Origin of the sequence: Streptomyces sp. SAI-135, from assembly GCF_029893805.1 — a bacterium.
Lineage (GTDB): Bacteria > Actinomycetota > Actinomycetes > Streptomycetales > Streptomycetaceae > Streptomyces.
Window position 1 is genome coordinate 7132634 of the sequence record NZ_JARXYP010000002.1, and the last position, 22787, is coordinate 7155420.

Annotated in this window: 16 protein-coding genes and 1 pseudogene; 7 read left to right on the forward strand and 10 right to left on the reverse strand. The window is 71.8% G+C overall.

The genetic code is table 11. The features are described 5' to 3' along the window. Positions 1-46: 46 nt before the first annotated feature. Positions 47-1090 carry a substrate-binding domain-containing protein gene (locus M2163_RS36680; protein WP_280896126.1) on the reverse strand — a complete coding sequence of 348 codons (1044 nt, stop codon included), beginning with the start codon at positions 1088-1090 and terminating at the stop codon, positions 47-49. A 515-nt stretch (positions 1091-1605) separates the two neighbouring features. Between M2163_RS36680 and M2163_RS36685 the strand changes: the two genes are divergently transcribed. Then, the gene (locus M2163_RS36685) at positions 1606-3192 is read left to right on the forward strand and encodes a carboxylesterase family protein (protein WP_280896127.1); all 1587 of its coding nucleotides are present in this window, start codon (positions 1606-1608) and stop codon (positions 3190-3192) included. 579 nt (positions 3193-3771) lie between these two features. Here M2163_RS36685 and mmuM read toward each other — a convergent pair. Then, positions 3772-4713 carry a homocysteine S-methyltransferase gene (mmuM, locus tag M2163_RS36690; RefSeq protein WP_280848614.1) on the reverse strand — a complete coding sequence of 314 codons (942 nt, stop codon included), beginning with the start codon at positions 4711-4713 and terminating at the stop codon, positions 3772-3774. Between the two features lie 407 nt (positions 4714-5120). On the opposite strand from mmuM, the gene M2163_RS36695 reads away from it, so the two are divergent. Both M2163_RS36695 and M2163_RS36700 read left to right on the forward strand, forming a co-directional pair. Continuing rightward, positions 5121-6197: a glycoside hydrolase family 43 protein gene (locus M2163_RS36695; RefSeq protein WP_280896128.1), complete on the forward strand. Its 1077-nt coding sequence runs from the start codon at positions 5121-5123 to the stop codon at positions 6195-6197. Next, a complete protein-coding gene (locus M2163_RS36700) occupies positions 6194-7606 on the forward strand; it encodes an RICIN domain-containing protein (RefSeq protein WP_280896129.1) in 1413 nt (470 codons plus the stop codon). Before M2163_RS36695 ends, M2163_RS36700 begins: the two co-directional genes overlap by 4 nt. Positions 7607-7608: 2 nt before the next feature. Here the strand turns inward: M2163_RS36700 and M2163_RS36705 are convergent, their stop codons facing one another. After that, positions 7609-9291, reverse strand: a complete 1683-nt coding sequence (locus tag M2163_RS36705; RefSeq protein WP_280896130.1) for a rhamnogalacturonan lyase B N-terminal domain-containing protein — start codon at positions 9289-9291, stop codon at positions 7609-7611. A gap of 194 nt (positions 9292-9485) precedes the next feature. Between M2163_RS36705 and M2163_RS36710 the strand changes: the two genes are divergently transcribed. Further along, complete coding sequence (locus M2163_RS36710) at positions 9486-10526, forward strand: rhamnogalacturonan acetylesterase (RefSeq protein WP_280896131.1); 1041 nt, start codon at positions 9486-9488, stop codon at positions 10524-10526. Between the two features lie 126 nt (positions 10527-10652). Then, a pseudogene (locus M2163_RS36715) lies at positions 10653-12329 on the forward strand (DUF2264 domain-containing protein); the annotation flags it as partial. 400 nt (positions 12330-12729) lie between these two features. Here the strand turns inward: M2163_RS36715 and M2163_RS36720 are convergent. From M2163_RS36720 to M2163_RS36730, 3 genes are all read right to left on the reverse strand, one after another. Beyond that, on the reverse strand, positions 12730-13521 hold the full coding sequence (locus M2163_RS36720) for an alpha/beta hydrolase (protein WP_280848608.1): 792 nt from the start codon (positions 13519-13521) through the stop codon (positions 12730-12732). Continuing rightward, a complete protein-coding gene (locus M2163_RS36725) occupies positions 13514-14101 on the reverse strand; it encodes a TetR/AcrR family transcriptional regulator (RefSeq protein ID WP_280848607.1) in 588 nt (195 codons plus the stop codon). The genes M2163_RS36720 and M2163_RS36725 overlap by 8 nt, the downstream gene beginning before the upstream one ends. Before the next feature lie 102 nt (positions 14102-14203). Then, positions 14204-15169 carry an alpha/beta hydrolase gene (locus tag M2163_RS36730; RefSeq protein WP_280848606.1) on the reverse strand — a complete coding sequence of 322 codons (966 nt, stop codon included), beginning with the start codon at positions 15167-15169 and terminating at the stop codon, positions 14204-14206. Positions 15170-15342: 173 nt separating this feature from the next. Here M2163_RS36730 and M2163_RS36735 point away from each other — a divergent pair, with 173 nt between their 5' ends. Both M2163_RS36735 and M2163_RS36740 read left to right on the forward strand, forming a co-directional pair. Continuing rightward, complete coding sequence (locus M2163_RS36735; RefSeq protein ID WP_280896132.1) at positions 15343-15798, forward strand: MarR family transcriptional regulator; 456 nt, start codon at positions 15343-15345, stop codon at positions 15796-15798. A 74-nt stretch (positions 15799-15872) separates the two neighbouring features. After that, the gene (locus tag M2163_RS36740) at positions 15873-17123 is read left to right on the forward strand and encodes an MFS transporter (RefSeq protein ID WP_280896133.1); all 1251 of its coding nucleotides are present in this window, start codon (positions 15873-15875) and stop codon (positions 17121-17123) included. 46 nt (positions 17124-17169) lie between these two features. On the opposite strand, the gene M2163_RS36745 is transcribed toward M2163_RS36740, so the two are convergent. The 4 genes from M2163_RS36745 to M2163_RS36760 form a co-directional block, all read right to left on the reverse strand. Then, positions 17170-17970, reverse strand: a complete 801-nt coding sequence (locus M2163_RS36745; protein WP_280848603.1) for an ABC-2 family transporter protein — start codon at positions 17968-17970, stop codon at positions 17170-17172. Positions 17971-17975: 5 nt separating this feature from the next. After that, positions 17976-18779, reverse strand: a complete 804-nt coding sequence (locus tag M2163_RS36750) for an ABC-2 family transporter protein (protein WP_280896134.1) — start codon at positions 18777-18779, stop codon at positions 17976-17978. A gap of 1 nt (position 18780) precedes the next feature. Beyond that, positions 18781-19788, reverse strand: a complete 1008-nt coding sequence (locus M2163_RS36755) for an ATP-binding cassette domain-containing protein (RefSeq protein WP_280848601.1) — start codon at positions 19786-19788, stop codon at positions 18781-18783. A gap of 131 nt (positions 19789-19919) precedes the next feature. Further along, positions 19920-22784: a glycoside hydrolase family 2 TIM barrel-domain containing protein gene (locus M2163_RS36760; protein ID WP_280896135.1), complete on the reverse strand. Its 2865-nt coding sequence runs from the start codon at positions 22782-22784 to the stop codon at positions 19920-19922. Positions 22785-22787: the final 3 nt, after the last annotated feature.

Consider the following 22787-nt stretch of genomic DNA (forward strand, 5'->3'; position numbering starts at 1 on the left):
AAGCTGATCGAATCCGGCGGTGGGTGGCCCGTGCAGCGGTCGCCGGTCAGTCGCGCGGCGGGGCCGTGCTCGCCCGCTCCACCAGCCGCGTCGACAGCTCGGTACGGGTGCTCTCCGGTCGGTCGCCGTCCATCATGCGGACCAGCAGACGCAGGGCCGTCGCCGCCATCTCCGACAGGGGCTGCCGGACCGTGGTGAGGGCCGGAGTGGTCCAGCGGGCCTCGGGGAGGTCGTCGAAGCCCACGACGCTGATGTCCTCGGGCACCCGCAGACCCCGTTCGGCCACGGCCTCGTAGACGCCGAGCGCCATGTGGTCGGAGCAGACGAAGACGGCGGTGGGCGGTTCGGGCAGATCGAGGAGCTCCAGCGTGCGGCGGCGGGCCGCGCTCTCGTCGGGGCCGGCGTGCCGGACGTACTCGGGACGCTGCCGTATGCCCGCCGAGGCGAGCGCGGAACGGTAGCCCGCCACGCGCGCGCTGCTGCACATCCTGCGCTGGTGACCGGCCACGACCGCGATGCGCTCGTGGCCCAGGGCGAGCAGGTGCTCGGTCGCCGTCACCCCGCCCTGCCAGTTCGCCGCCCCCACCGAGACCACGCCCGCCGGCGGCTCCAGGAGCGGGTCGATGAGGACGTAGGGGATGCGGTGCTGGTCCAGCCAGCCGTACTGCGGGGGCGACAGTTCGGCCAGGTTGAACAGCACTCCGGAGGAGCCGCGTGCGGTGAGCTTGTCCATCCAGCCGCGGTCCGGGCGTCCCGCCCGGATCCGGGGCAGCCCGGCCGAGACCACCACCTCCAGGCCCGCGTCGTGGGCGGCCGCCTCGACGCCGTGCAGCACCGCTCCCGACCAGGAGGTCTCCAGCGAGTGCACGACCAGGTCGACGAGCCCGGACGACTTCGCCGCGTCGAACCTCGGTCTGCGCACATAGCCCAGCCGGTCCAGTGCCTCGGTGACCCGGCGGCGGGTCTCGGGGGCCACGTCCTCGCGGCCGTTGACCACCTTGGAGGCGGTCGGCACGGACACGCCCGCCTCCCGGGCCACGACCGCCAGCGTGGGACCGGCCGCCACGCTCGCACTCCCCGTGCGGACCATCGGGAACCACCTCTCCGGCCCGCCCGAGGGCCATGAAAGTTTCGACCAGCGTGGAAACAGTAAGCGCTTCCTACCCTAGGTTCGCCCGCTGGAGTCGGGAAGAGGTCGGGCTTGGCGGGTCCGCGGGTCCCCGGACTTTCGAAACGTCGAACGCTGAACGCCGCCCGCGGCTCGGACGGGACCCGGTGAAGGTGGCTGTGAAGGTCGCGTCGACCAGATCCACGGCGTGGATTCCGGCCATCGCTCCCGCGAACCGGAGCCTGAACCCGTCGTCGTCGGAGAGGCGGGTGAGTCCAGCTCCGGGCCGACGGGCGTCCATGTGCCGTCCGCGCCCGGGTGTCGGAAACGAGCCACCCGCCCCTCGCTGGGGCTCCCGGCGTGAAGGCGCTTTCTGCGTCCGCCTCGTCCCACGCCGTACGCCAAGCAGCCCCCGCACCACGCTCTGCACCGGAATACGGAGCCGACATGTGGTGCTCTGTTGTTCACGGTGCAGTAGCGCGTGAGGAGGCCGGCGGATGACAGCAGTCCAGGCGGACCCCGTGGTCGGCACGCCGTACGGGCGGGTACGCGGCCGGTACGAGAACCAGGTCGCGGTGTTCCGGGGCATCCCCTACGCGGCCCCGCCCTTCGGCCCCCGCCGGTTCCGGCCGCCGGAGCCGCCCGAGCGCTGGGACGGGGTGCGCGACACGGTCGCCTTCGGGCCGACGGCGCCGAAACCGCCGTACTCCGAGGCCTTCGCGCAGTACCTCTCCGACCCCTTCGTGCCCGGCGACGACTGCCTCAACCTCAACGTGTGGACGCCCGAGCCCGGACCGGGGGCCCGGCTGCCGGTCCTGGTGTGGCTGCACGGCGGCGCACTGACCAGGGGGTCCTCCGCGGTGCCGGTGTACGACGGGCACGCCTTCGCCCGGGACGGCATCGTGTTCGTCTCGGTGAACTACCGGCTCGGCGTCGAGGGCTACGGCCTCTTCCCGGACACCCCCGCCAACCCGGGTCTGCGCGACCAGCTCGCCGCGCTGCAGTGGGTCCACGAGGCGATCGGGGCCTTCGGCGGCGACCCGGCGCGCGTCACGCTGGCCGGGCAGTCGGCCGGCGCCATCAGCGCCGGCGCCCTGCTGGCCTCCCCGCAGGCCCAGGGACTGTTCCGGCGGGCGGTCCTGCAGAGCGGGCCGCCCGAGGCGGGCGACCGCGACAAGGTACGGCGGATGGTGCGCCGCATGGCCACCCGGCTGAAGGTCCCCGCCACCGCCGCGGCCTTCGCCGAGGTCGACCGTGACCTGCTGCTGCGCACCCAGGCCGAGGTGGGCCGGCTCAGCAGCCCGGTCCTCGGCGGACCGGCGTTCGGGATCGTGGTCGACGGCGACCTCGTGCCGCGCGACCCCCTGGAGGCGCTCACCGAGCCCGGCGCCGGCCTCGCGAAGGACGTCGACCTCATGCTGGGCTGGACCAGCGAGGAGTACCGCCTCTGGCTCGTCCCGGGAGGTCTGCTGGAGCGGGTCGACCGGCTCGGCCCGGTCGCCCTCGCCGGTGCCATGGCCCGCTGCCACTGCGGCTCCGAGGTGGTCCGCGGCTACCGCGCCCTGCACCCCGGAGCCGGTACCGCCGAGATCGTCGGCCAGATGGTCACCGACCACCTGCTCCGCATCCCCCTGCACCGCCTCGCCGAGGCCCGCCCCGGCTCGTCTTACCTCTACGAGTTCGCCTGGCCCTCGAACCTGCCGCAACTCGGCGCCTGCCACGCCCTCGAGCTGGGCTTCGTCTTCGACACCGGGAACACCCCCGAGTCGGCCAAGCTCGCGGGCGAGGGCGCCCCGACCGAGCTCGCCGACGCCATGCACGGGGCCTGGGTGCGCTTCGTCGCCGACGGCGACCCCGGCTGGCAGCCCTGGGACGCCACCCACCCCGTGCAGATCTTCGGCAAGGGCGACCCCCACCTCGCGTCCGGCCCTCGGGACGGCGATTTCGCGGTGTGGACGGCGGACCCGACCACCGAGCGGACGGCGCCCGTGTCGGAACCGGCTGAGGGCTGGCCCGCGCGGACCGCGGAGCTGCGGTCGGTCGTACGACGGCTGAGGCGCTCGGGCCTGGCCCGGCGTCACTGACGGCGACCGCGGTCGGCCCCTGGGACGGTGGCGTCCCTTCGGGGGCGCGGGGAAGTGTGCGGGCGGCCATGACGACGGCTGTAGCCGCTTCGCGGTGTGGACGGCGGACCCGACCACCGGGCGGACGGCGCCCGTGTCGGAACCGGCTGAGGGCTGGCCCGCGCGGACCGCGGAGCTGCGGTCGGTCGTGCGACGGCTGAGGCGCTCGGGCCTGGCCCGGCGTCACTGACGGCGACCGCGCTCGGCCCCCGGGACGGTGGCGTCCCTTCGGGGGCGCGGGGAAGTGTGCGGGCGGCCATGACGACGGCCGTAGCCGCTTCGTGGTGTGGACGGCGGACCCGACCACCGGGCGGACGGCGCCCGTGTCGGAACCGGCTGAGGGCTGGCCCGCGCGGACCGCGGAGCTGCGGTCGGTCGTACGACGGCTGAGGCGCTCGGGCCTGGCCCGGCGTCACTGACGGCGACCGCGGTCGGCCCCTGGGACGGAGGCGCGGGGGACTGTGCGAGCGAGCGGCCACGGCGACGGCCGCAGCCGCAGGACGACCGGATCCCCTCGGCGAGCGGGCGTACCGGCCCCCGCTACCGCACCGCCCCCGCGATACCGGAGATCGCCTCGGGCCCCACCCGGCAGCACCCCCCGATCAGCCGCGCTCCCGCCTGCCGCCACCCCGAGACCTCCTCCGGGGTGAACGTGGAGCTGCCCTCCCAGCGCCGCGCCCCCGCGTCCCAGGTCTCCCCGCTGTTGGGATAGACGACGACCGGCTTGCCGGTGACCCGCGCGGCGATCCCGATCGCGCTGTCCACGTCCCCGGGGACACAGCAGTTGACGCCGACCGCGACGACCTCGTCCGCGTCGGCGGCCAGGGCGAACGCCTCCTCCAGCGGCTGCCCCGCACGGGTGCGGCCGCCCGCGACGGAGTAGGAGAGCCAGGCCGGGACACCGAGACCGCGGACCGCCCGGAGCAGCGCCTCGGCCTCGTCGGCGTCCGGGATCGTCTCCAGCGCCAGGACGTCGGGCACGGCCGCCGCCAGCACCTCGAGCCGGGGCCGGTGGAACGCCTCCAGCTCGGCCACGCTCAGCCCGTAGCGGCCCCGGTACTCCGAGCCGTCCGCGAGCATCGCGCCGTACGGTCCGACCGAGGCGGCCACGTACAGCGGCCGCCGTACTCCGTTCGCCTTCGCCCGGCGGGTCGCCTCCCGCGCCAGCCCGACGCTCAGGGCGAGCAGCTCGGCCGCCCGCTCGCGCCCGATCCCGCGCTTGCCGAACCCCTCGAAGGTGGCCTGGTAGCTGGAGGTGATCGCCACGTCGGCGCCCGCCTCGTAGTACGCGAGATGCGCTTCGGTGATCGCCTCGGGCCGCTCCGCGAGCAGCCGCGCCGACCACAGCTCGTCGCTCAGGTCGTGTCCGGCGGACTCCAGCTGGTTGGACATTCCGCCGTCGAGCACGACCGGGCCGGCCGCGAGGGCTTCGGCGAAGGGGCGGGCGAGGGCGGCGGGGACTTCCGGGGTGTCGCGGGTCATGCCCCGACGCTAACCGAAGGCACGTCGGCCGGCCCCGCCTGTCCGGTCCGCGAACACCGGGACCGGTATGTGGGCACCCAGGCCCTCGGGGCCCGGTCGTTCAGTGTGTCGCGTGGCGGCCGGCTCGGCGCTGCCCGCCCCGTCCCCTGACCGTCGGCGCGTCCACCAGGCCGCCCGGCAGGCCCAGCACGAGGACGTACGGCCACCAGTCCAGCCCTCCGGCCACCTCACCCGTGGCGCGGGGCGCCGCGGAATCAACCGTCGGCAGAAAGCGCGTTCTCCCGATCGCGTCCGACCCGTTGACCTCCTGGTTCCCCAGCCGTACCTTTCGGCTGTTCGCAATCACAACAGATGTTCTCAATATCGAACATCGCTCTCAGGACACCCCCACCCGAGAGGCAGTCCGTATGAGCCGCGCCCCCGACGTCCCCCACCGGCGACTGCTGCTGAAAGGTGCCCTGGCCGCGGGCGCCCTGGCCGCGACCCCCACCGCCGCCGAAGCCGCCCCGCGCCCGAAGAAGGCCGCACCCTTCGTGAACCCGCTCGTCCGCAACCGCGCCGACCCTCACATCCACCGTCACACCGACGGCCACTACTACTTCACCGCCACCGCCCCCGAGTACGACCGCATCGTCCTGCGCCGCTCCCGCACCATCAACGGCCTCGCGACCGCGGACGAGTCCGTCGTCTGGACCAAGCATCCGACCGGTGTCATGGGCGCCCACATCTGGGCACCGGAGCTCCATCGCATCGGCGGCAAGTGGTACATCTACTTCGCCTCCGCGCCCGCCGAGAGCGTGTGGGACATCCGCATCTGGGTCCTGGAGAACGCCAACCCCAACCCCTTCAAGGGCACTTGGGTGGAGAGGGGCCAGATCCGGACTGCCTGGGAGACCTTCTCCCTGGACGCCACCACCTTCACCCACCGCGGCACCCGCTACCTCGCCTGGGCCCAGCACGAGCCCGGCCTGGACAACAACACCGGTCTCTTCCTGTCGAGGATGGCGAATCCCTGGACGCTGACGGGGCCTCAGATCAGGCTCTCCACACCGCAGTACGACTGGGAGTGCGTCGGCTACAAGGTCAACGAGGGGCCCTCGGTCATCGCCCGCAACGGCCGCCTGTTCATGTCCTACTCGGCCAGCGCCACCGACCGGCACTACTGCATGGGCCTGCTCACGGCCGACGCGGACGCCGACCTCATGAACCCGGCGAGCTGGTCCAAGTCACCCACCCCCGTGTTCACCAGCAACGACACCACCAGGCAGTACGGCCCCGGCCACAACTGCTTCACCGTCGCCGAGGACGGCCGCAGTGACGTCCTCGTCTACCACGCCCGCCCGTACAAGGAGATCGTCGGCGACCCGCTGAACGACCCCAACCGCCACACCCGCGTGCAGAAGCTCGGCTGGCACGCGGACGGCACGCCTGACTTCGGCGTACCGGTGGCGGACACCGCCATGGACACGGAGGTCGCGTCTTGAGACGTGTGTACGCGGTACTGATCGCCCTCTGCCTGGCCCTGGCCGGCGCCCTGGTGACCGCCGGACCGGCCCAGGCCGCCCCGCTGACCGTCCCGAACGGCGTCCGGTTCACGGACACTTCGGGAGGCGCCCTGCACGCCCACGGCGGCGGGGTCGTCAAGGTCGGCTCCTACTACTACTGGTTCGGCGAGGACCGCAACGCCGACAACACCTTCCGGTACGTGGACGCCTACCGCTCCACCGACCTGAAGAACTGGGAGTTCAGGAACCACGTCCTGACCCAGTCCTCCGCCTCCGAGCTGTCCAAGGCATACATAGAGCGGCCCAAGGTCGTCTACAACGCGACCACCGGCAAGTTCGTGATGTGGATGCACAAGGAGAACGGCACCGACTACAGCGAGGCCCGCGCGGCCGTCGCCGTGTCCGACACCGTCGACGGGAACTACGCCTACCAGGGCAGCTTCCGCCCGCTCGGCCAGTACATGTCCCGTGACATCACCACGTTCGTCGACACCGACGGCACCGGCTACATGGTCTCGGCCGCCAACGAGAACTACGACCTGCACATCTACCGGCTCACCGCCGACTACACCGGCATCGCCGGTCTCGTCGCCAACCCCTGGCCGGGCGGCCACCGCGAGGCCCCGGCCCTGTTCAAGCGGGGCGGCGTCTACTTCATGCTGACCTCGGGCGCGACCGGCTGGAGCGCCAATCAGCAGCAGTACGCCACCGCGACCTCCCTCGCCGGCCCGTGGACCTCGATGGCGAACGTCGGGGACTCCACGACCTACAACTCGCAGACCGCCTACGTCCTTCCGGTGCAGGGCACCTCGGGCACCTCGTACCTCTACATGGGCGACCGCTGGGGCAACTCCTTCGGCGGGACCGTCAACGACTCGCGGTACGTCTGGCTGCCGTTGACCTTCCCGAGCTCCACCACAATGTCCATGTCCTGGTACCCCGAGGTCACGATCGACGCGGCGGCCGGGACCGTCTCCGGCACCGCTGCCACGTACAACACGCTGGTCGCGCGCAACAGCGGCAAGTGCGCGGACGTGCCCGACCAGTCGCTGTGGCAGGGCGTCGCGATCAGCCAGTACACCTGCAACGGCGGCGGCAACCAGAAGTGGTGGTTCAAGAACCTCGGCACCGGCTACTACCAGCTCGTCGGCCGCGGCAGCTCGCTGTGCCTCCAGGAGAACGCCACCGACGTGACCCAGGAGAACTGCTCGTCGAGCGCCACCACCCAGCAGTGGTCGGTCGTCACCTCGGGCTCCTACGTCAACATCAAGGCCCGCACCAGCGGTGAGTGCCTCGACGTGAACGGCGCGTCCACCGCCAACTCCGCCCCGATCATCACGTACACGTGCAACGGAGCGACCAACCAGCAGTGGACGCGCGGTACCTGACGTCAGGTCAGCAGGTCGATCGCGTCGATCGACGTGCCCGCGCTGAGATAGGCCGTCGACCCCGAACCGCTCACGATGTTGATCTTCAGCGTGTTGTACTGGCCGGTGTCCGTGCGCCAGGCACTGGCCGGAACGCTGTAGGTGAACGTGTGGTTGTTGCCCCGGTAGGACCCGTTCGTCAGGGACCGGGTGCTCGGCTGTGTGGGCGGGGAGGGGATCGCCGACGTCCAGGTGTCGTTGACGACGACCTGCGGCCGCCCGTTGGCGTAGGCCGTCGTCACCCCGATCCGCAGGGTGTGCGCGGCGGCGGCCTGAGCGGCGGTCAGCTTGAAGTACACCAGCAGACCGCTGTTGACGTCCTTCCAGAGGTAGCAGGGGAAGGCGGAGGTCTCGGTACCGCTGCCGACGACGACATTGCCGGTCCAGGAGGCGGCCCGGACGTCCGAGGGATGGGCGTACGTCATCAGGTCGGCGTTCTTGAAGCCGCTCGGGGTGCCCGTCCAGTCGTTGATCCGCCAGATAGCGCCCGCGTTGCTCGGGTCGTTGGTGGACGGGATCGCGAGGGAGTTCAGGGTGGTCGTCCCGCCGGCGGTCACCGTCACGGAGGTGGTGTACACGGCGAGTTCGCTCTTGTAGACGGTCAGGGTGTACGTCCCCGGCAGGACCCCGCCGATGGAGAAGTAACCGTCCGAGGAGCGGGCCGGACCCCAGTACTGGGCGGCCGGGTTGGCGAGTCCGACGGTGTACGGGTACGCCGTGTTCCGGCCCGTGATGCCCACGCCCGCGACGCGGCCCCGGCCGCCCGGGGCGACGTAGCCGGAGATGCCGAGCGAGTCCGCCCAGGAGGTGGTGAGGGTGCCCGGGAACAGCGAGGAGGAGGGCGCGCCGCCGTCCGTGAGGGCGATGACGTACGGGCCCTGGAGGCCGAAGCGCTCGTCCTCGGTCTGGTTCTGGGCGTAGTGCAGGATCTCGTAGAGGCCGCCGCCGTCCGCGCTCTGGTGGCGCAGCAGGGAGCGGTAGAAGGGACCGCCGGACGCCTTCTCGTGGTTGGAGCGGACGATCCACAGGCCGACGCCGTTCGCGCTCCAGCCGACGTAGTCGTAGTCCATGACCCGCAGCTTCGAGTAGTGCTTCGAGCGGGTCTGGCCGTCGGACTTGGCGAAGACGTCCGAGGCCTCGATGGTGGTCGGCGCGTACGTGTACGAATCGGGCTGGTCGTTGAGGAACAGGCCCGCCCTGACGCGCAGGATGAAGCGGGTCGAGGCGACCGAGGTGTCGGCCCGGTTGGTCCACAGGTAGACGTTGTTCTCGCCGCTGCGGGCCGCGTAGTAGTGCCGGAGCGTGCCGTACGCGACCGAGACCAGGATCGTGGACCCGGACTGCTTGACGGTGACGGTGGAGGTGCCGAGACCGGACTCGATGTGCGAGTTCTTGCCGCCGTAGCCCTGGTACTCCGTGCCCTTGTAGACGAGCGAGGTCAGGTCGCCGTTGGTCTTGCTGACCTTGAAGACGAGGTTCGCGCCGGTGTCGACGACGTAGTTCGAGCCGTCGTCGGACCAGCCGAAACCCGCGGCGGACGCGGACGGGGCGAGCGGCCCGGCGAGCGCGGCCGTCCCTGCGGCGGCCGCGGTGCCGAGGACGAGGGTTCGGCGTCCGACCGGTCTGTTCACGGTGGATCCGGACATGTGGGGGTGCCTCCTCCGGGAGGTGTGGGGGTGGTGCGGGTGCTTTGGAGAGTGACAGTTGAATCGATTTTGCGAAAGGGCTTTCGCTGGCTGGAGGTTGGCAATCTTGTGAAATCGACCCAAGGTCTAGAAAGCGCTTGCAGATGGCGGTACGGTCCGGCGCCAGGTGTTGCCCCCTGACGGAGGAACCACGAATGAGACGTTTCAACCTCGCCGTGCTGGCGGCGGTGGCGCTGGCCGCGGGCCTGACGGCCGTACCGGCGCAGGCGCACACCGGACGTCCGCCGGGCCTGGAGAACTGCACCGCGGCCGGCTGCCACTTCGACGTCCCGCCCGGCACGTACGACGTGCGGGTCCTGCTCGGCGGCGACGCCGGGTCGAGCACCGCGATCACCGGCGAGACCCGGCGTTCCCTGCTGCCGGAGACCTCGGTCGCGGCCGGTGACCGGGTCTCGCGCAGCTTCACCGTGAACGTCCGCACCCCTGAGGGCGAGCCGACCGGCCCCGACGGCACACCCGGCCTGGACCTCGCGCTGAGCGGCTCGGCCCCCGCGCTCGCCGGTATCTCGGTCACCCCGGCCCGGCACGCCCGCCAGATCTTCCTCGTCGGCGACTCCACCGTCTGCGACCAGCCCGGTGACCCCTACTCCGGCTGGGGTCAGCAGCTGCCCCAGTACCTGCGCAAGGGCCTGTCCGTGGCCAACTACGCCGACTCCGGCGAGAGCACGGTGAGTTACCTGTCCGAGCCGCGTCTGTGGGCCACGGTCCAGCCGCTGATCCGCCCCGGCGACCTCGTCCTCGTCCAGCTCGCCCACAACGACAAGACGACCGACGAGGCGACCTACCGGGCGAACCTGGAGACTCTGGTCGCGGGTGTCAGGGAGAAAGGCGGGAACCCTGTCCTCGTGACGCCCGTCGTGCGACGCTGGTTCAACTCGGACGGCACGCTGAACAACGGGACGGCCCTGCTGGTCAACGGCCTCGGGGTGGACCATCCCGCGGTGATCCGCTCGGTCGCCGCGGCCGAGGACGTGCCGCTGATCGACCTGACGGCGAGGACGAAGTCGCTCGTGGAGTCCCTGGGCGTGGAGGGCTCCAAGGCGATCTACCTCTACAACGAGAAAAGGGACAACACCCACACCTCCGTGCACGGAGCCACCGTGTACGCGGGCCTGGTCCGCGACGAACTCGTCGCACAGGGGCTGGTGCCCGCGGGCCTGGTGCGGGTGGGATAGACGCCTGGGGCGTCCCGACCGGAACCGGGGCGCCCCAGGTCTGTGTCCCGAGCCGGCGAGTCTGCGAGTCTGCGATCCGGCGGGTCTGCGATCCGGCGAGTCTGCGAGTCGAGGAAGAGAGAACCGATGCAGTTGCCCCCCGAGGACCGCACCCTCAGTCCGCACACCGGCTGCACGCGCGCCCACTGGGAGGCCGCCGCCGACGCCCTGCTCGCCGCCGTCGAGCCGTACGCCACCGAGGACCGCGCCCTCTACCACCTCCCCGGCGACCGCCAGAGCTGGTCGGGCCGCCTCTCCGACGGCCTTGAGGGCTACGCCCGTACGCTCCTGCTGGCGGCCTTCCGCCAGGACGCGACCGCGCTGGAGCGGTACGCCGACGGCCTCGCCGCCGGAGTCTCGGGGGTCTGGCCCCGTATCGAGGACCGCGGCCAACCACTGGTGGAGGCGGCGTCCATCGCGTTCGCGCTGCGGATCACCAGGCCACTGCTCTGGGACCGGCTGGACGAGGCCGTACGGCAGCGCGCCGCGGCCTGGCTCACCGACGCGCTCACCGCCGAGGCATGGCCCTGCAACTGGGAGCTCTTCCCCGTCACGGTGGCCGGCTTCCTGTCCTCGCTCGGCCACGAGCCGGAGGCCTCCCGCAAGGCGATCGACCGCGGTCTGGAGCGCATCGAACAGTGGTACGTCGGCGAGGGCTGGTACACCGACGGCGACGGCCGCAAGTTCGACTACTACAACGGCTGGGCCATGCACCTCTACCCGGTGCTGCACGCCTGGCTGGCCGAGGACGACCGGCTGCTGGACCTGTACGGCGGCCGCCTCTCCCGCCATCTCGCCGACTACGCCCGCCTGTTCGGGGCCGACGGCGCCCCGATGCACCAGGGCCGCTCGCTCACCTACCGCTTCGCGACGACGGCCCCCCTGTGGCTGGGCGCGCTCACCGGCCACACCCCGCTCTCCTCGGGCGAGACCCGGCGGCTGGCCTCCGGCGCCCTCAAGTACTTCCTGGACCGCGGCGCGGTGGACTCCCGCGGCCTGCTCACCCTCGGCTGGCACGGCCCCGACCCGGCGGTCCTCCAGGGCTATTCGGGCCCGGCCTCGCCGTACTGGGCGAGCAAGGGCTTCCTCGGCCTGCTCCTCCCGGCGGACCACGAGGTGTGGACGGCGGTGGAGGAACCGGGCCCCGCCGAACGCTCCGACGCGCTCACCTCGATCACCGCCCCCAACTGGCTTCTCCAGTCCACCCGTTCCGACGGCCTGGTCCGCCTCCACAACCACGGCAGCGAGGACGTCCGCTACGACCCGTACTACACCCGCCTCGCCTACTCCACGGCGACCGAGCCCTCCCCGTCGTACGACAACAGCCTCTTCGTGAACGGCGATCCGAGCCGGACGGAGATCGAGCCGCTGGGGGTGGGGGAGGGGTGGGCGGCCTCCCGGCACACGGCGGCCGGGGGTGCGCGGGTCCGCAGTGTCGTGCTGGCGCGGGGAGCCGTGGAGGTGCGTGCCTTCCTCGTGGCCGGGGCCGAGCCCGGGACGCCGGTGCGGGTGACGGGGTGGGCGGCGCGGGACGACGTCCGGTCCGAACTGCTGCCCGCCGTGGGCCTCGACGACGAGCTGAGCGGGGTGACGGGCGAGGGGGACACGTTGTTCGTCGCGCTGGCCCGCCTCACCGCGGACGCCGATGCCGAGCCGCTGGGGGAGACGGTGACCGCAAGGGCCACAGGGGCACGGGAGTTGACGGTGACATGGAAGGGAGGCTCCGGGACGCGGGTCCGGTGGGAGGGCTCCGGTGTGGACGTCGTGCCCGGTCCGCGACCGCTCACCCCCGAGGAGCGGCTCGCCGACGCGAAGAAGCTGCTGGGCCTCCCGCGCATCGTCGCGATCTGCGGCTCCACCCGCTTCATGACCGAGATGGCCGAGGCCGATCTGCGGGAGACCGAAGCCGGAAGGATCGTCGTCAAGCCGGGGTGCGACATGAAGTCGCCGCACGAGCTCTGGGGCGACCCCGCCGACGCCGAGGCGCTGAAGGCTCGGCTCGACGACCTGCACCGGGCGAAGATCCGGCTCGCCGACGAGGTGCTCGTGGTCGGCGACCACATCGGAGACAGCACCCGGGCCGAGATCGCCTACGCCCGGTCGCTGGACAAGCCCGTGCGGTTCACCCACCCGGAGGCCGACCCCGGCGCCTGACACCCACCTGTCATGACCGCGGGCCGGCCCCGAGCAGCGTGCCCGTGAGCCGTTCGGCGAAATCCTCCGGGTGCTGGAGGACGCCGAGGTGGCCGCCGGGGAACTCGGCGAAGTCGGCCTGAAGGTGCTTCGCCAGGTACTCGGCGGTGCGGTACAGGAGTTGGCCGCGGGAGTCGGCGCCCGCGGCGACGGTGAGGGGGGCGGGGGAAGGGCCCGCCTCGGGGACGTACGACGTGAAGGGTTCGATGACGTGGGCGAGGGCCAGTGCCATGGGGGTCGTCAACTCCTCCTCCCGGGACAGGGGTTGGCCGGCCGGGAGCTCTCCCGCGTCCCGCTCCTCCAGTACGGCGGTCATCAGGGCGCCCGCCGCCGCGAGCCCCCTGGCCCGGTAGACGGCACAGACATCGCGGAACGCCGCCCGCTGCCGTGCCCCGTCCGGCAACACCCCCACGCACGGCGGCTCGTGCGCGACCACGTGCCGCAGCCGCTCCGCGTGCCTGACCGCCAGATCGAGCGCGGCCACGGCCCCGGCACTGGTGCCGAGGACATACGCCGTGCCGCCCTCCGCAAGCGTCTCGTCGAGCACCCGCCGCGCCCCGTGGCTCCAGTCCTGGACCCGCTGGTCGGCGACGGGTTCACCGAGCCGGCCGTGGGCGAGGCCGAGAGGGTCGTAGGTGACGACGGTGAAGTGCCCGCAGAGCGCCTGCGTCAGCGGGCCGAGGCCCATCGGGTGCCCCGCGCCGCCGGGAAGCAGCAGCAGTACGGGGCCGTGGCCGGTGATGTCGTAGCACGGGTCAGTCATCGGTGTTCTCCTCCTGGGGCCAGTTCTCGAGTGCCACGTGCAGGGCGTCGACCGCCCTGTCCCATGACTCCTGTACGTCGCGGGGTGCGCCGAAGCCGCCCGCCGACTCCAGGGCGCAGAAACCGTGGAAGGTGGCGCGCAACAGGCGTACCGCGTCGGTGAGATCGGGTTCGGCGAGACCGTAGGCGCGCAGCATGCCGTAGGTGATCTCGGCAGTGCGCCGGAGCGCGGGGGTGCCGGCGATCAGCGTCTGGTCGATCCGGATCTGGGTCGCGGCGTACCGGCCCGGCCGTTCCAGCGCGTACGCGCGGTAGGCCCCGGCGAAGGCGGCCAGCGCGTCCTTCCCGGACCGGCCCGCCACCTCGACGGCGATCCGGTCGATCAGCTCGCCGCCGGCGAGCAGGGCCACCCGGGTGCGCAGGTCCTGAAGGTTCCTGACGTGCGCGTACAGGCTCGCGTCCTTCACGCCGAAGCGTTTGGCCAGGGCGGCCAGGGTGACGTTCTCGAAGCCGATCTCGTCGGCGAGGTCGGCCGCCGCCTCGGTGAGGCGGTCGGTGCTCAGTCCGGCTCGGGGGACCATGCGTACTCCATTACCTAGGGCTCCTAGGCAACATACTGGATGGCATAGGAAAAGGCCCCGGATTTTCGGGATCCGGGGCCTTCGGGCAGCGACGGGGAGAGGTCAGGCGGTCGCGAGCGCCGTGCGGAGCGTGCTGACCGCCTGGGCGATGGCGGCCTCGGCGGCGTGCGTCTCGCGCAGGGCGTTGAGCATCACGAAGTCATGGATGATGCCCTGGTAGCGGACCGCGGTGACCGGGACTCCGGCCTCGCGCAGCCTGTTCGCGTACGCCTCGCCCTCGTCGCGCAGGACGTCCGCCTCGGCGGTGATCACCAGCGCCGGGGGCAGGCCCGTGAGCTGCTCGGTCGTGGCGCGCAGCGGGGACGCGGTGATCTCGGCGCGCTGCTTCTCGTCGGTCGTGTACTGGTCCCAGAACCACTGCATGGCGTCGCGGCGCAGGAAGTAGCCGGTGGCGAACTGCTGGTAGGAGCCGGTGTCGAAGCTCGCGTCGGTGACCGGGTAGAAGAGGACCTGCTGGACGAGCGGGACGTCCCCGCGCTCCTTGGCCATCAGCGTCAGGGCGGCCGTCATGTTCCCGCCGACGGAGTCCCCGGCCACGGCGATGCGTGTGGCGTCGAATCCCTTGCCCGCGCCCTGCTCGACGACCCAGCGGGCGACCGCGTAGTTCTGCTCGATCGCGACCGGGTAACGGGCCTCCGGGGAGAGGTCGTACTCGGGGAAGACGACGGCGGCGTTCGCGCCGACGGCGAGTTCGCGGACCAGCCGGTCATGGGTGTGGGCGTTGCCGAAGACCCAGCCCGCGCCGTGGATGTAGATCACCACGGGGAGGGTGCCGGTGGCGCCGGCGGGCCGGACGATCCGCGCCCGGACACTGCCGGTGGGGCCGCCCTGGACGGTCACCCACTCCTCGTCGACGGCGGGCTTCGCGATCTCGCCCGACTGCACCTCGTCGACCGCCTTGCGGCCCTCGACCGGGCCCAGGTCGAAGAGGTACGGCGGGTTCGCGGTGGCCTCCACGAAGGCCTGGGCGGCGGGTTCCAGTACGGGGCGGTGGGTGCTGTCGGTCATGGCGATCTCCTCGGATCGGGTGCCGCGGGCGCGCTCGGTCTGTCGGTTCGGCCGAGCGGCGGCACATCGAGAACAGTAGCGGACGATTAAGTCGTGCACAACTAATTCGTGCTCGATAGAATCGGGGAAACCTGAACGCGTACGGTGGGGGAACCCACCGAAGGGAGCCGTTCGTGAGTACCACCGCAGACGGGCGGGCCGAGCCGTCCCTGCTCCTGGACGACCAGGTGTGCTTCGCGCTCTACGCGGCGTCGAGGGCGGTCACCGCGCGCTACCGCCCGCTGCTCGACGAACTCGGCCTGACCTATCCCCAGTACCTTGTGCTGCTGGTGCTCTGGGATCAGGACTCGATCTCCGTGCGCGACCTGGGTGCGGCCCTGCAACTGGAGTCCAGCACCCTGTCACCGCTGCTCAAACGCCTGGAGGCGGCCGGGGTGCTGCGCCGCGAACGCCGGCCGGACGACGAGCGGTCGGTGGCCATCCGGCTCACGGACGAGGGCGCGGCGCTGCGGGAGAAGGCCCGCGCGGTGCCGCCCGCGATGGGGGACGCCATGGGGCTGACGCCCGAGCAGGACGCCTCGGTGAAGCAACTGCTCCGGCTGATCACGAGCAATGTGACGGCGGGGTGAGCCGGGCCGGGCGGTAATTCGCTTGGCGGCCGTCTCCCGTGGTCCTAGGGTTGCCGGGGCACCGGGGGAGGGGCATGGCGTACGAGGCACAGCGGGACGGCACGACCGGCAAGTCCCCTTCGCCGCAGGCCGGTTCACTCCCGCTCTGGCGGCAACGCGACTTCGCCGTCTTCTGGGCCGCGCAGACCCTCTCCGTCCTCGGAGACTCCTTCGCCCTGATCGCCCTGCCCCTGCTGGTCCTCGAGAGCACCGGTTCCCTCGCCCGGATGGGACTGCTGACGGCGGTCGGCGGTGCCGCGTCCGTCGTCGCCGCCGTGTTCGCGGGCGTGGTGGTGGACCGGGTCGACCGGCGCCGGCTGCTCATCGGCTGCGACCTCGTGCGCATGGTGCTGTACGCGGTGATCCCGCTGGCCTGGCTGTTCGGGCCGCGTCTGTGGCTGCTGTACGCGGTGCTGCCGGTGTGCGAGGCGGTCGGCATGCTGTTCGCCGTCGGGTACGTCACCGTCGTACGGAGTCTCGTCGGAACCGGTCGACTCACCGAGGCCAACGGCCGGTTGAACGCGACGGCCGCCGCGGCCGGGGTGCTGGGACCGGTGTGCGCCGGAGTGGTCGCGGCCTGGACCGGCCCCGCCACGGCGGTCGGCGTGGACGCGGCGAGCTTCGGGGTCTCGGCGCTGTGCACGTTCTCCGTGCGGTTCCGCGCCCGTCCCGAAGAGGCGTCCGGACCCGCCGGCCTGTGGTGTGACCTGCGTACCGGGGTGGCGTTCCTGCGCGGGCACCCGGTGCTGCGCTCGCTCACCGTGCTGCTGTTCGTGTTCAGCTTCCTCACCCTCGGCCTGAACGACCTGGTGATCTACCACCTCAAGCACGACCTGGGCCACGACGACGGCACGGTCGGCACCGTCATGGCCGTCGGCGCCCTCGGCACCGTCACCGGTGCCCTTCTGGTGGCCCGGGTCCGTCGGCGGCTCGGCTTCGGCGCGGTCTGGACCGCCTCGGTGGCGCTGTGCGGGCTCGCCTTCGCCGGGATCGGCCGGGCCGATGGCGTACCGGCCGTCGCCGTGCTCACCGCGGTCTTCCTCGCCTGCGGCGCAATGGCCGGCACCTGCTCCATGTCCCTGCGCCAGGAGGTCACGCCCGAGCACCTCCTCGGTCGCGTCACCTCCGCCTTCTGGACCCTCCACTACTCGGCGGCCCCGATCGGCGCGGCCGTCCTGACCTGGGCGGCGCAACACCACGGAACGGCCCCGGTGGGCCTGCTGGCCGGCACCGCGTGCGTACTCGTCGCGGGCGCGGCCCTGCTCACCCCGGTCCGGCGGTCCTGACGTGACGCGTCGCGCAGCGGTCCCGACACCGCTCACGGCCGGGATGTCACCCGTTGACCCCCGCGTAGTGCCGAAGGCTCCACCGCCACAGCACCCGTGAGCCCAGGTAGGCCGCCACTCCCAGCAGCGGTGAGAGGGCCGCCAGCCAGTAGGGGGCGCCGGTGTCGTGACCGTGGCCGGTGAGGACCGCCGCGGGGAAGTAGGCGACGAAGGCGAGGGGGAGGCCGTAGGTGAGGAGGCCGCCGACCGCCTTCGGCAGGACGTTCAGGGGATAGCTGCCGAAGGTGCCGAGGAGTTCCTCCAGCCAGCGGCTCCAGTAGTCGGCGGCCGGGAAGCGCAGGGCAGCGCAGGTGATCGCCGTGAAGAGGGCCGCCTCCAGGAGCATGCCGCCGATGACCGCCGCGATCAGATAGGAGATCCGGCCCGGTGTCCAGTCCAGCCGGCTGCGGCTGAGCGCGCCGACCATCAGGCCCACGGCGACGGTGAGGTCGCCGATCGCGTTGGTGGGGAAGAACGCCAGCTGGAGCTGGCGGTGCACCGGCATCGGGCGGGTCAGATAGATGTCGATCCTGCCCTCCTGGATCTGCCGTCCCGCCCCGTGCACCCGGCCGAGCAACAGGACGAACAGACCGTGGGCCAGCATCCTCGTCGCCGGGATCAGCAGGACCTCCGAGCTGTCCCAGCCGCCCATCCCGGTGAACCGGGTCAGCAGCACGGTGGCGAACACGATCACCGACACCTGCCAGATCGCCCCGATCGCGATCATCAGCAGGAACTCCGTGCGGTACTCGAGCTGCGCACGGAAGTTGAGACGCGTGACGCGCCACGCGATCCGCATGCCGTTCACGGGCCTCAGCCTCCTTGGGAGATGACGCGGCGGGCGGCCCGCCGCCACAGGAAACGGGTGAACAGGGTCAGCGCCACGCCCCAGAACGCCTGGACCGCCAGCTGCTCCCACGCGTCGGAGAGCGGAATGCGGCCGATGTAGATCGACAGCGGCACGCTCAACGTGGCCTGGAACGGCAGGAATCCGCTCAGCGTGATGAACCAGTCCGGGAAGAACCACAGCGGCGCGTACACCCCGGACAGCAGGTTCTGCGCGAAGATCAGGATCAGCATCGCCGCGTTGTTGCGGACCGTCCAGAAGCACAGCTGGTCCAGCATCAGCATCACGTGGTACAGGACCCACTGGCCCAGCAGCAGACTCAGCGCGAACACCCCCGCCACGGCGGCGGACCCCGGCGGATCCACCACCCCGGCCGCCAGGCAGACCAGATAGCCGCCGAGCGCCCACGCGAACCCGTACAACTGCTCGCCCAGCGCGCGCAGGGCGTGGTAGCGCTGGGGCGGCAGCGGGCGCAGGTACCAGTAGACGATCGTGCCGAAGTGCATGTGCTGGAGCACGGTGTCCCGGCCGGCGTACTGGTCCAACTCCCTGAGGCGGGAGGCGAGTACGGCCAGGACGGCGTACGAGACGGCCTGGCCCTCGGCGAGGCCCGCGGTCGTGCCGGTGCGGGAGTACAGGCCGTGCCACAGGGACGCCACCAGGACCACCTGGACGACCAGCCGGACCAGGACGGCCGTCATCCGCGGCGGTGCGTGCAGCTCGCCGAGCGGGGTGACCCGGGCGGCGCGCCAGGCGTGCAGGACGGCCATGTCAGACCCCCTCCACGGCAGGCTCCACGTGCACGTACGCGGCTCGCATCACGTCTTCCAGGTCTGCCTCGTCGATGGCGACACCCGTCACCTCGTACCGTTCGATGACCGACTTGAGCGCCTGGTGCACGGTGGGGGCGTCGGGTCCGTCGGGCCCGAACACCACCTGCGGTCCGTCCTTCTTCAGTACGGCGATCCCGCGCAGCGGCACGACCTCGGTGTGCGCGTCGGCCAGGGTCGCCCGGACCTGCCACGTCGAGCCGAACTTGCGGCGGATCTCGTCCAGGCTGCCGTCCAGGACCAGCCTGCCGTGGTTGATCAGGACCACCCGCTCGGCGAGCCGCTCCACCTCGGTCATGTCGTGGGTGGTCAGCAGGACCGTACGGCCGCGCTCCTCGACCTGGTGGCGCAGGAACTCCCGCACCTGCTCCTTGACGACGACGTCCATGCCGATGGTCGGTTCGTCGAGGAAGACGACCGGCGGGTCGTGCAGCAGCGCGGCCGCCAGGTCGCAGCGCACCCGCTGGCCCAGGGAGAGGTGACGGACCCGGGTGTCCCAGAACGCGGACAGCTCCAGGATCGCGTCGAACTCCGCGAGCCGGGCCGCGTGTTCGGCCTTCGGCACCTCGTAGATGTCCCTGAGGATCGAGAACGACTCGCGCACCGGCAGGTCCCACCACAGCTGGGTGCGCTGCCCGAACACCGCGCCGATGTTACGGGCGTTGCGTTCGCGATCCTCGTACGGCAGCACGCCCGCCACCCGGGCCTCGCCCGAGGTGGGCGTGAGGATGCCGGTGAGCATCTTGATGGTGGTGGACTTGCCCGCGCCGTTCGGGCCGAGCAGCGCGAGGAGTTCGCCGGGCGCCACGTCGAAGGTGATGTCCGAGACGGCGTGCTTGGCGACCCGCTCCGGGTTGACCAGGGAGCGCAGTGTGCCGGCGAGGCCGGGGCGGCGGACGGTGGTGTGGAAGGTGCGGGACAGGCCGCGAACCTCGATGCTTCCGGGCACGCTGTGAACTCCCTTGTCGTGAACAAGAGGTGCGGCCGGTCGGCTTGGAGGGCCGACCGGCCGCGGGTACACGATGACCGTCGCAGAGGCACGATCACACAGGCAATGGATTAATCCACCTGTGCATTGGACTAATCGATCACCGAGAACACGAACGAGAACTCCGCCGGCTCGGCCCGCAGGTGGTACTGCGGGAGAGGGCCAGGACCGCAGGACGCGGTGCCGATGCCGTGGTGGCGGTGGTCGAGATTGACCCACACCGTCTCGCCCGGGGTGAGGTCGGTGAGGTGGGTGGCCGCGTCCAGCTGCTCCGTGGTCCAGCGCCGGGCCGTGAAGGAGAACTCCGGGTCGCCCTCGATCCTGAGACCGCCGAGTTCCACCCAGCGCACGTCCGCGCGGGCACCGTTCTCCTGCGGGCGCAGATACGGGGTCTGGAGCTCGTCCACCGTCGCGTTCCAGCGCCCGACCATGGAGGCCTTGTGGGTGTCCGGATAGGCCTCGCCGGGGCCGCCGCCGAACCACGTCACCTGGTCGGCCTCGGACAGCCCGAGCCGGATGCCGAGCCGGGGCAGCGGCTGCGTCCACTCGCCCTCGGGGCCCACGGACACCGTCAGGCGAAGCCGCGAGCCGTCCGAGGTCCAGCGGTAGGCCACACCCAGGCCCACCTCACGGGCGGCGGGCGCCACCCTGGTGCGGACCGTCAGCGCGTCCTCGCCGACCTCCACCGAGGCCAGCCGGTGCCGCATCCGGTGCAGGCCGAGCGTGCGCCACAGCGCGCTGTACTGGATGCCGGAGTTCCACTCCGTGCCCTCGTCGTTGTCGGTCGTCGCCCGCCACACGTCCAGCCGCGGGTTGTCGACGGCCACCCCGCCGATCGTCCGGAGCGCTCCGGTACGGGCGTCGAAGGCGCCCGGGCCCAGGGTGATCAGCTTCTCGCCGCGCACCGGCCGCTCGGTGGGCGCGACGGAGGGCCGTACCGCGGCGACGGCCGGGAGCCGGCCCCACGCGACGACATGGCCCTTCGGCGCCCAGGCGGTGTCGGACGCCAGCAGCGCGCGGACCGTCCACTGCGCCTCGGCCCCCTCGTGCGCGGGCGGCTCCGGCAGCTTCAGGTCCGCCGACTCGCCGGGAGCCAGCACCGGCACCGACAGCGTGCCTGCCTCGACCCGCTCCCCCTCCACCTCGTAGGACCACTCGAAGGCGAGGGCGGACAGGTCCGCGAAGTCGTACTTGTTGGTGACGCGTACGGTGCCGTCGGCGCCCTCGATGCGGACCGGCTCGATGACCTTCTTGTACTCGACGAGCCCGGGGGAGGGGGTGCGGTCCGGGAAGACCAGGCCGTCGCAGACGAAGTTGCCGTCGTGCAGCTCCTCGCCGAAGTCGCCGCCGTAGGCGTAGCCCAGCTCGGCGTGCTTGACGCCGTGGTCGATCCACTCCCAGATGAAGCCGCCCTGGAGCCGGTCGTACTTCTCGAAGAGGTCCTGGTAGTCGGCGAGACCGCCGGGACCGTTGCCCATGGCGTGGCCGTACTCGCACTGGATGAACGGCAGTTCGCGGCGCTTGTGGGTGCCGCCGTCGAGCTCCTTGCCGATGCTCTCGACCTCGTCGTGGAAGGCGTACATCCGCGAGTACACGTCGGTGTCCCGGCAGTTCCAGTCGCCCTCGTAGTGCACGAGCCGCTCGGGGTCGCGCCCGTGGATCCACTCGGCCATCGCGGTCAGACCGCGACCGGTGCCGGCCTCGTTGCCCAGCGACCAGAAGACGATCGAGGGGTGGTTCTTGTCCCGCTCGACCATGCGGGCCGCACGGTCCAGGAGGGCCGGGGTCCAGCGGTCGTCGTCGACGGGGTTGTCCCGCCAGCCCTGCTCGGTGAAGCCGTGGGTCTCCAGGTCGCACTCGTCGATGACCCACAGGCCGTACTCGTCGCACAGGTCCAGGAAGGCGGGGTGCGGCGGGTAGTGCGAGGTGCGCACGGCGTTGATGTTGTGCCGCTTCATCAGCAGCACGTCCTCGCGCATGGTCGCGAGGTCCAGGGCGCGGCCGGTCTCCGGGTGCCACTCGTGCCGGTTGACGCCCTTGAACAGGACCGCCCTGCCGTTGACCTTGATCAGGCCGTCCTCCAGGACGACCGTGCGGAAGCCGATGCGCAGCGGGACCCGCTCGCCCTCGGTGACCAGCTCGCCGTCGTAGAGCCGGGGGCTCTCGGCGCTCCACGGGGCCACCAGGGCGGTCACGGACTCACCGGTGGCGACATCGATGTCGAGCGCGGGCACCAGCACCCGCCCGTCGACGTCGGAGTCGACCCGCAGGGTGCCCTCGCCCGTGCGGTGGTCGTAGGAGGCGTGCACGAAGAAGTCGAGGACCGCGCCCGCCGGGCGGTGCAGCAGGGTCACCTCGCGGAAGATGCCCGGCAGCCACCACTGGTCCTGGTCCTCCAGGTAGGAGCCGGCCGACCACTGGTGCACACGGACGGCCAGGACGTTGCCCGTGGGCTTCAGCAGATGCCCCACGGCGAACTCGTGCGCGAGCCGGGAGCCCTTGAACTCGCCGATGTCCGTGCCGTTGAGCCAGACCCGGGCGCAGGACTCGACGCCGTCGAACCGGATGACGGCGCCGCCGTCCGACGGCCAGTCCTCCGGCAGGTCGAAGACCCGCAGGTGGTCACCGGTGGGGTTCTCCGTCGGCACGTGCGGCGGGTCCACCGGGAAGGGGTAGAGGTGGTTGGTGTAGACGGGCAGCCCGAAGGCGCCGTCGCCCTGGAGGACCCAGTGCCCGGGGACCGTGACCTCGGCCCAGCCGGCCGCGTCGTATCCCTCCTCGGCGAAGGAGTCGTCCTCGGCGTCGGCGGTGGCCGACAGCCGGAAGCGCCAGGTGCCGTCGAGGGGCAGGGCCTTCGCGTCGGAGGACGCGTACCAGGCGCGGGGCGGGAGGGCCCCGCTGCCCGGGGACACGTCCTCGACGTAGTCGAAGGCGCTGCTGGTGGTGCGGAAGGACATCGG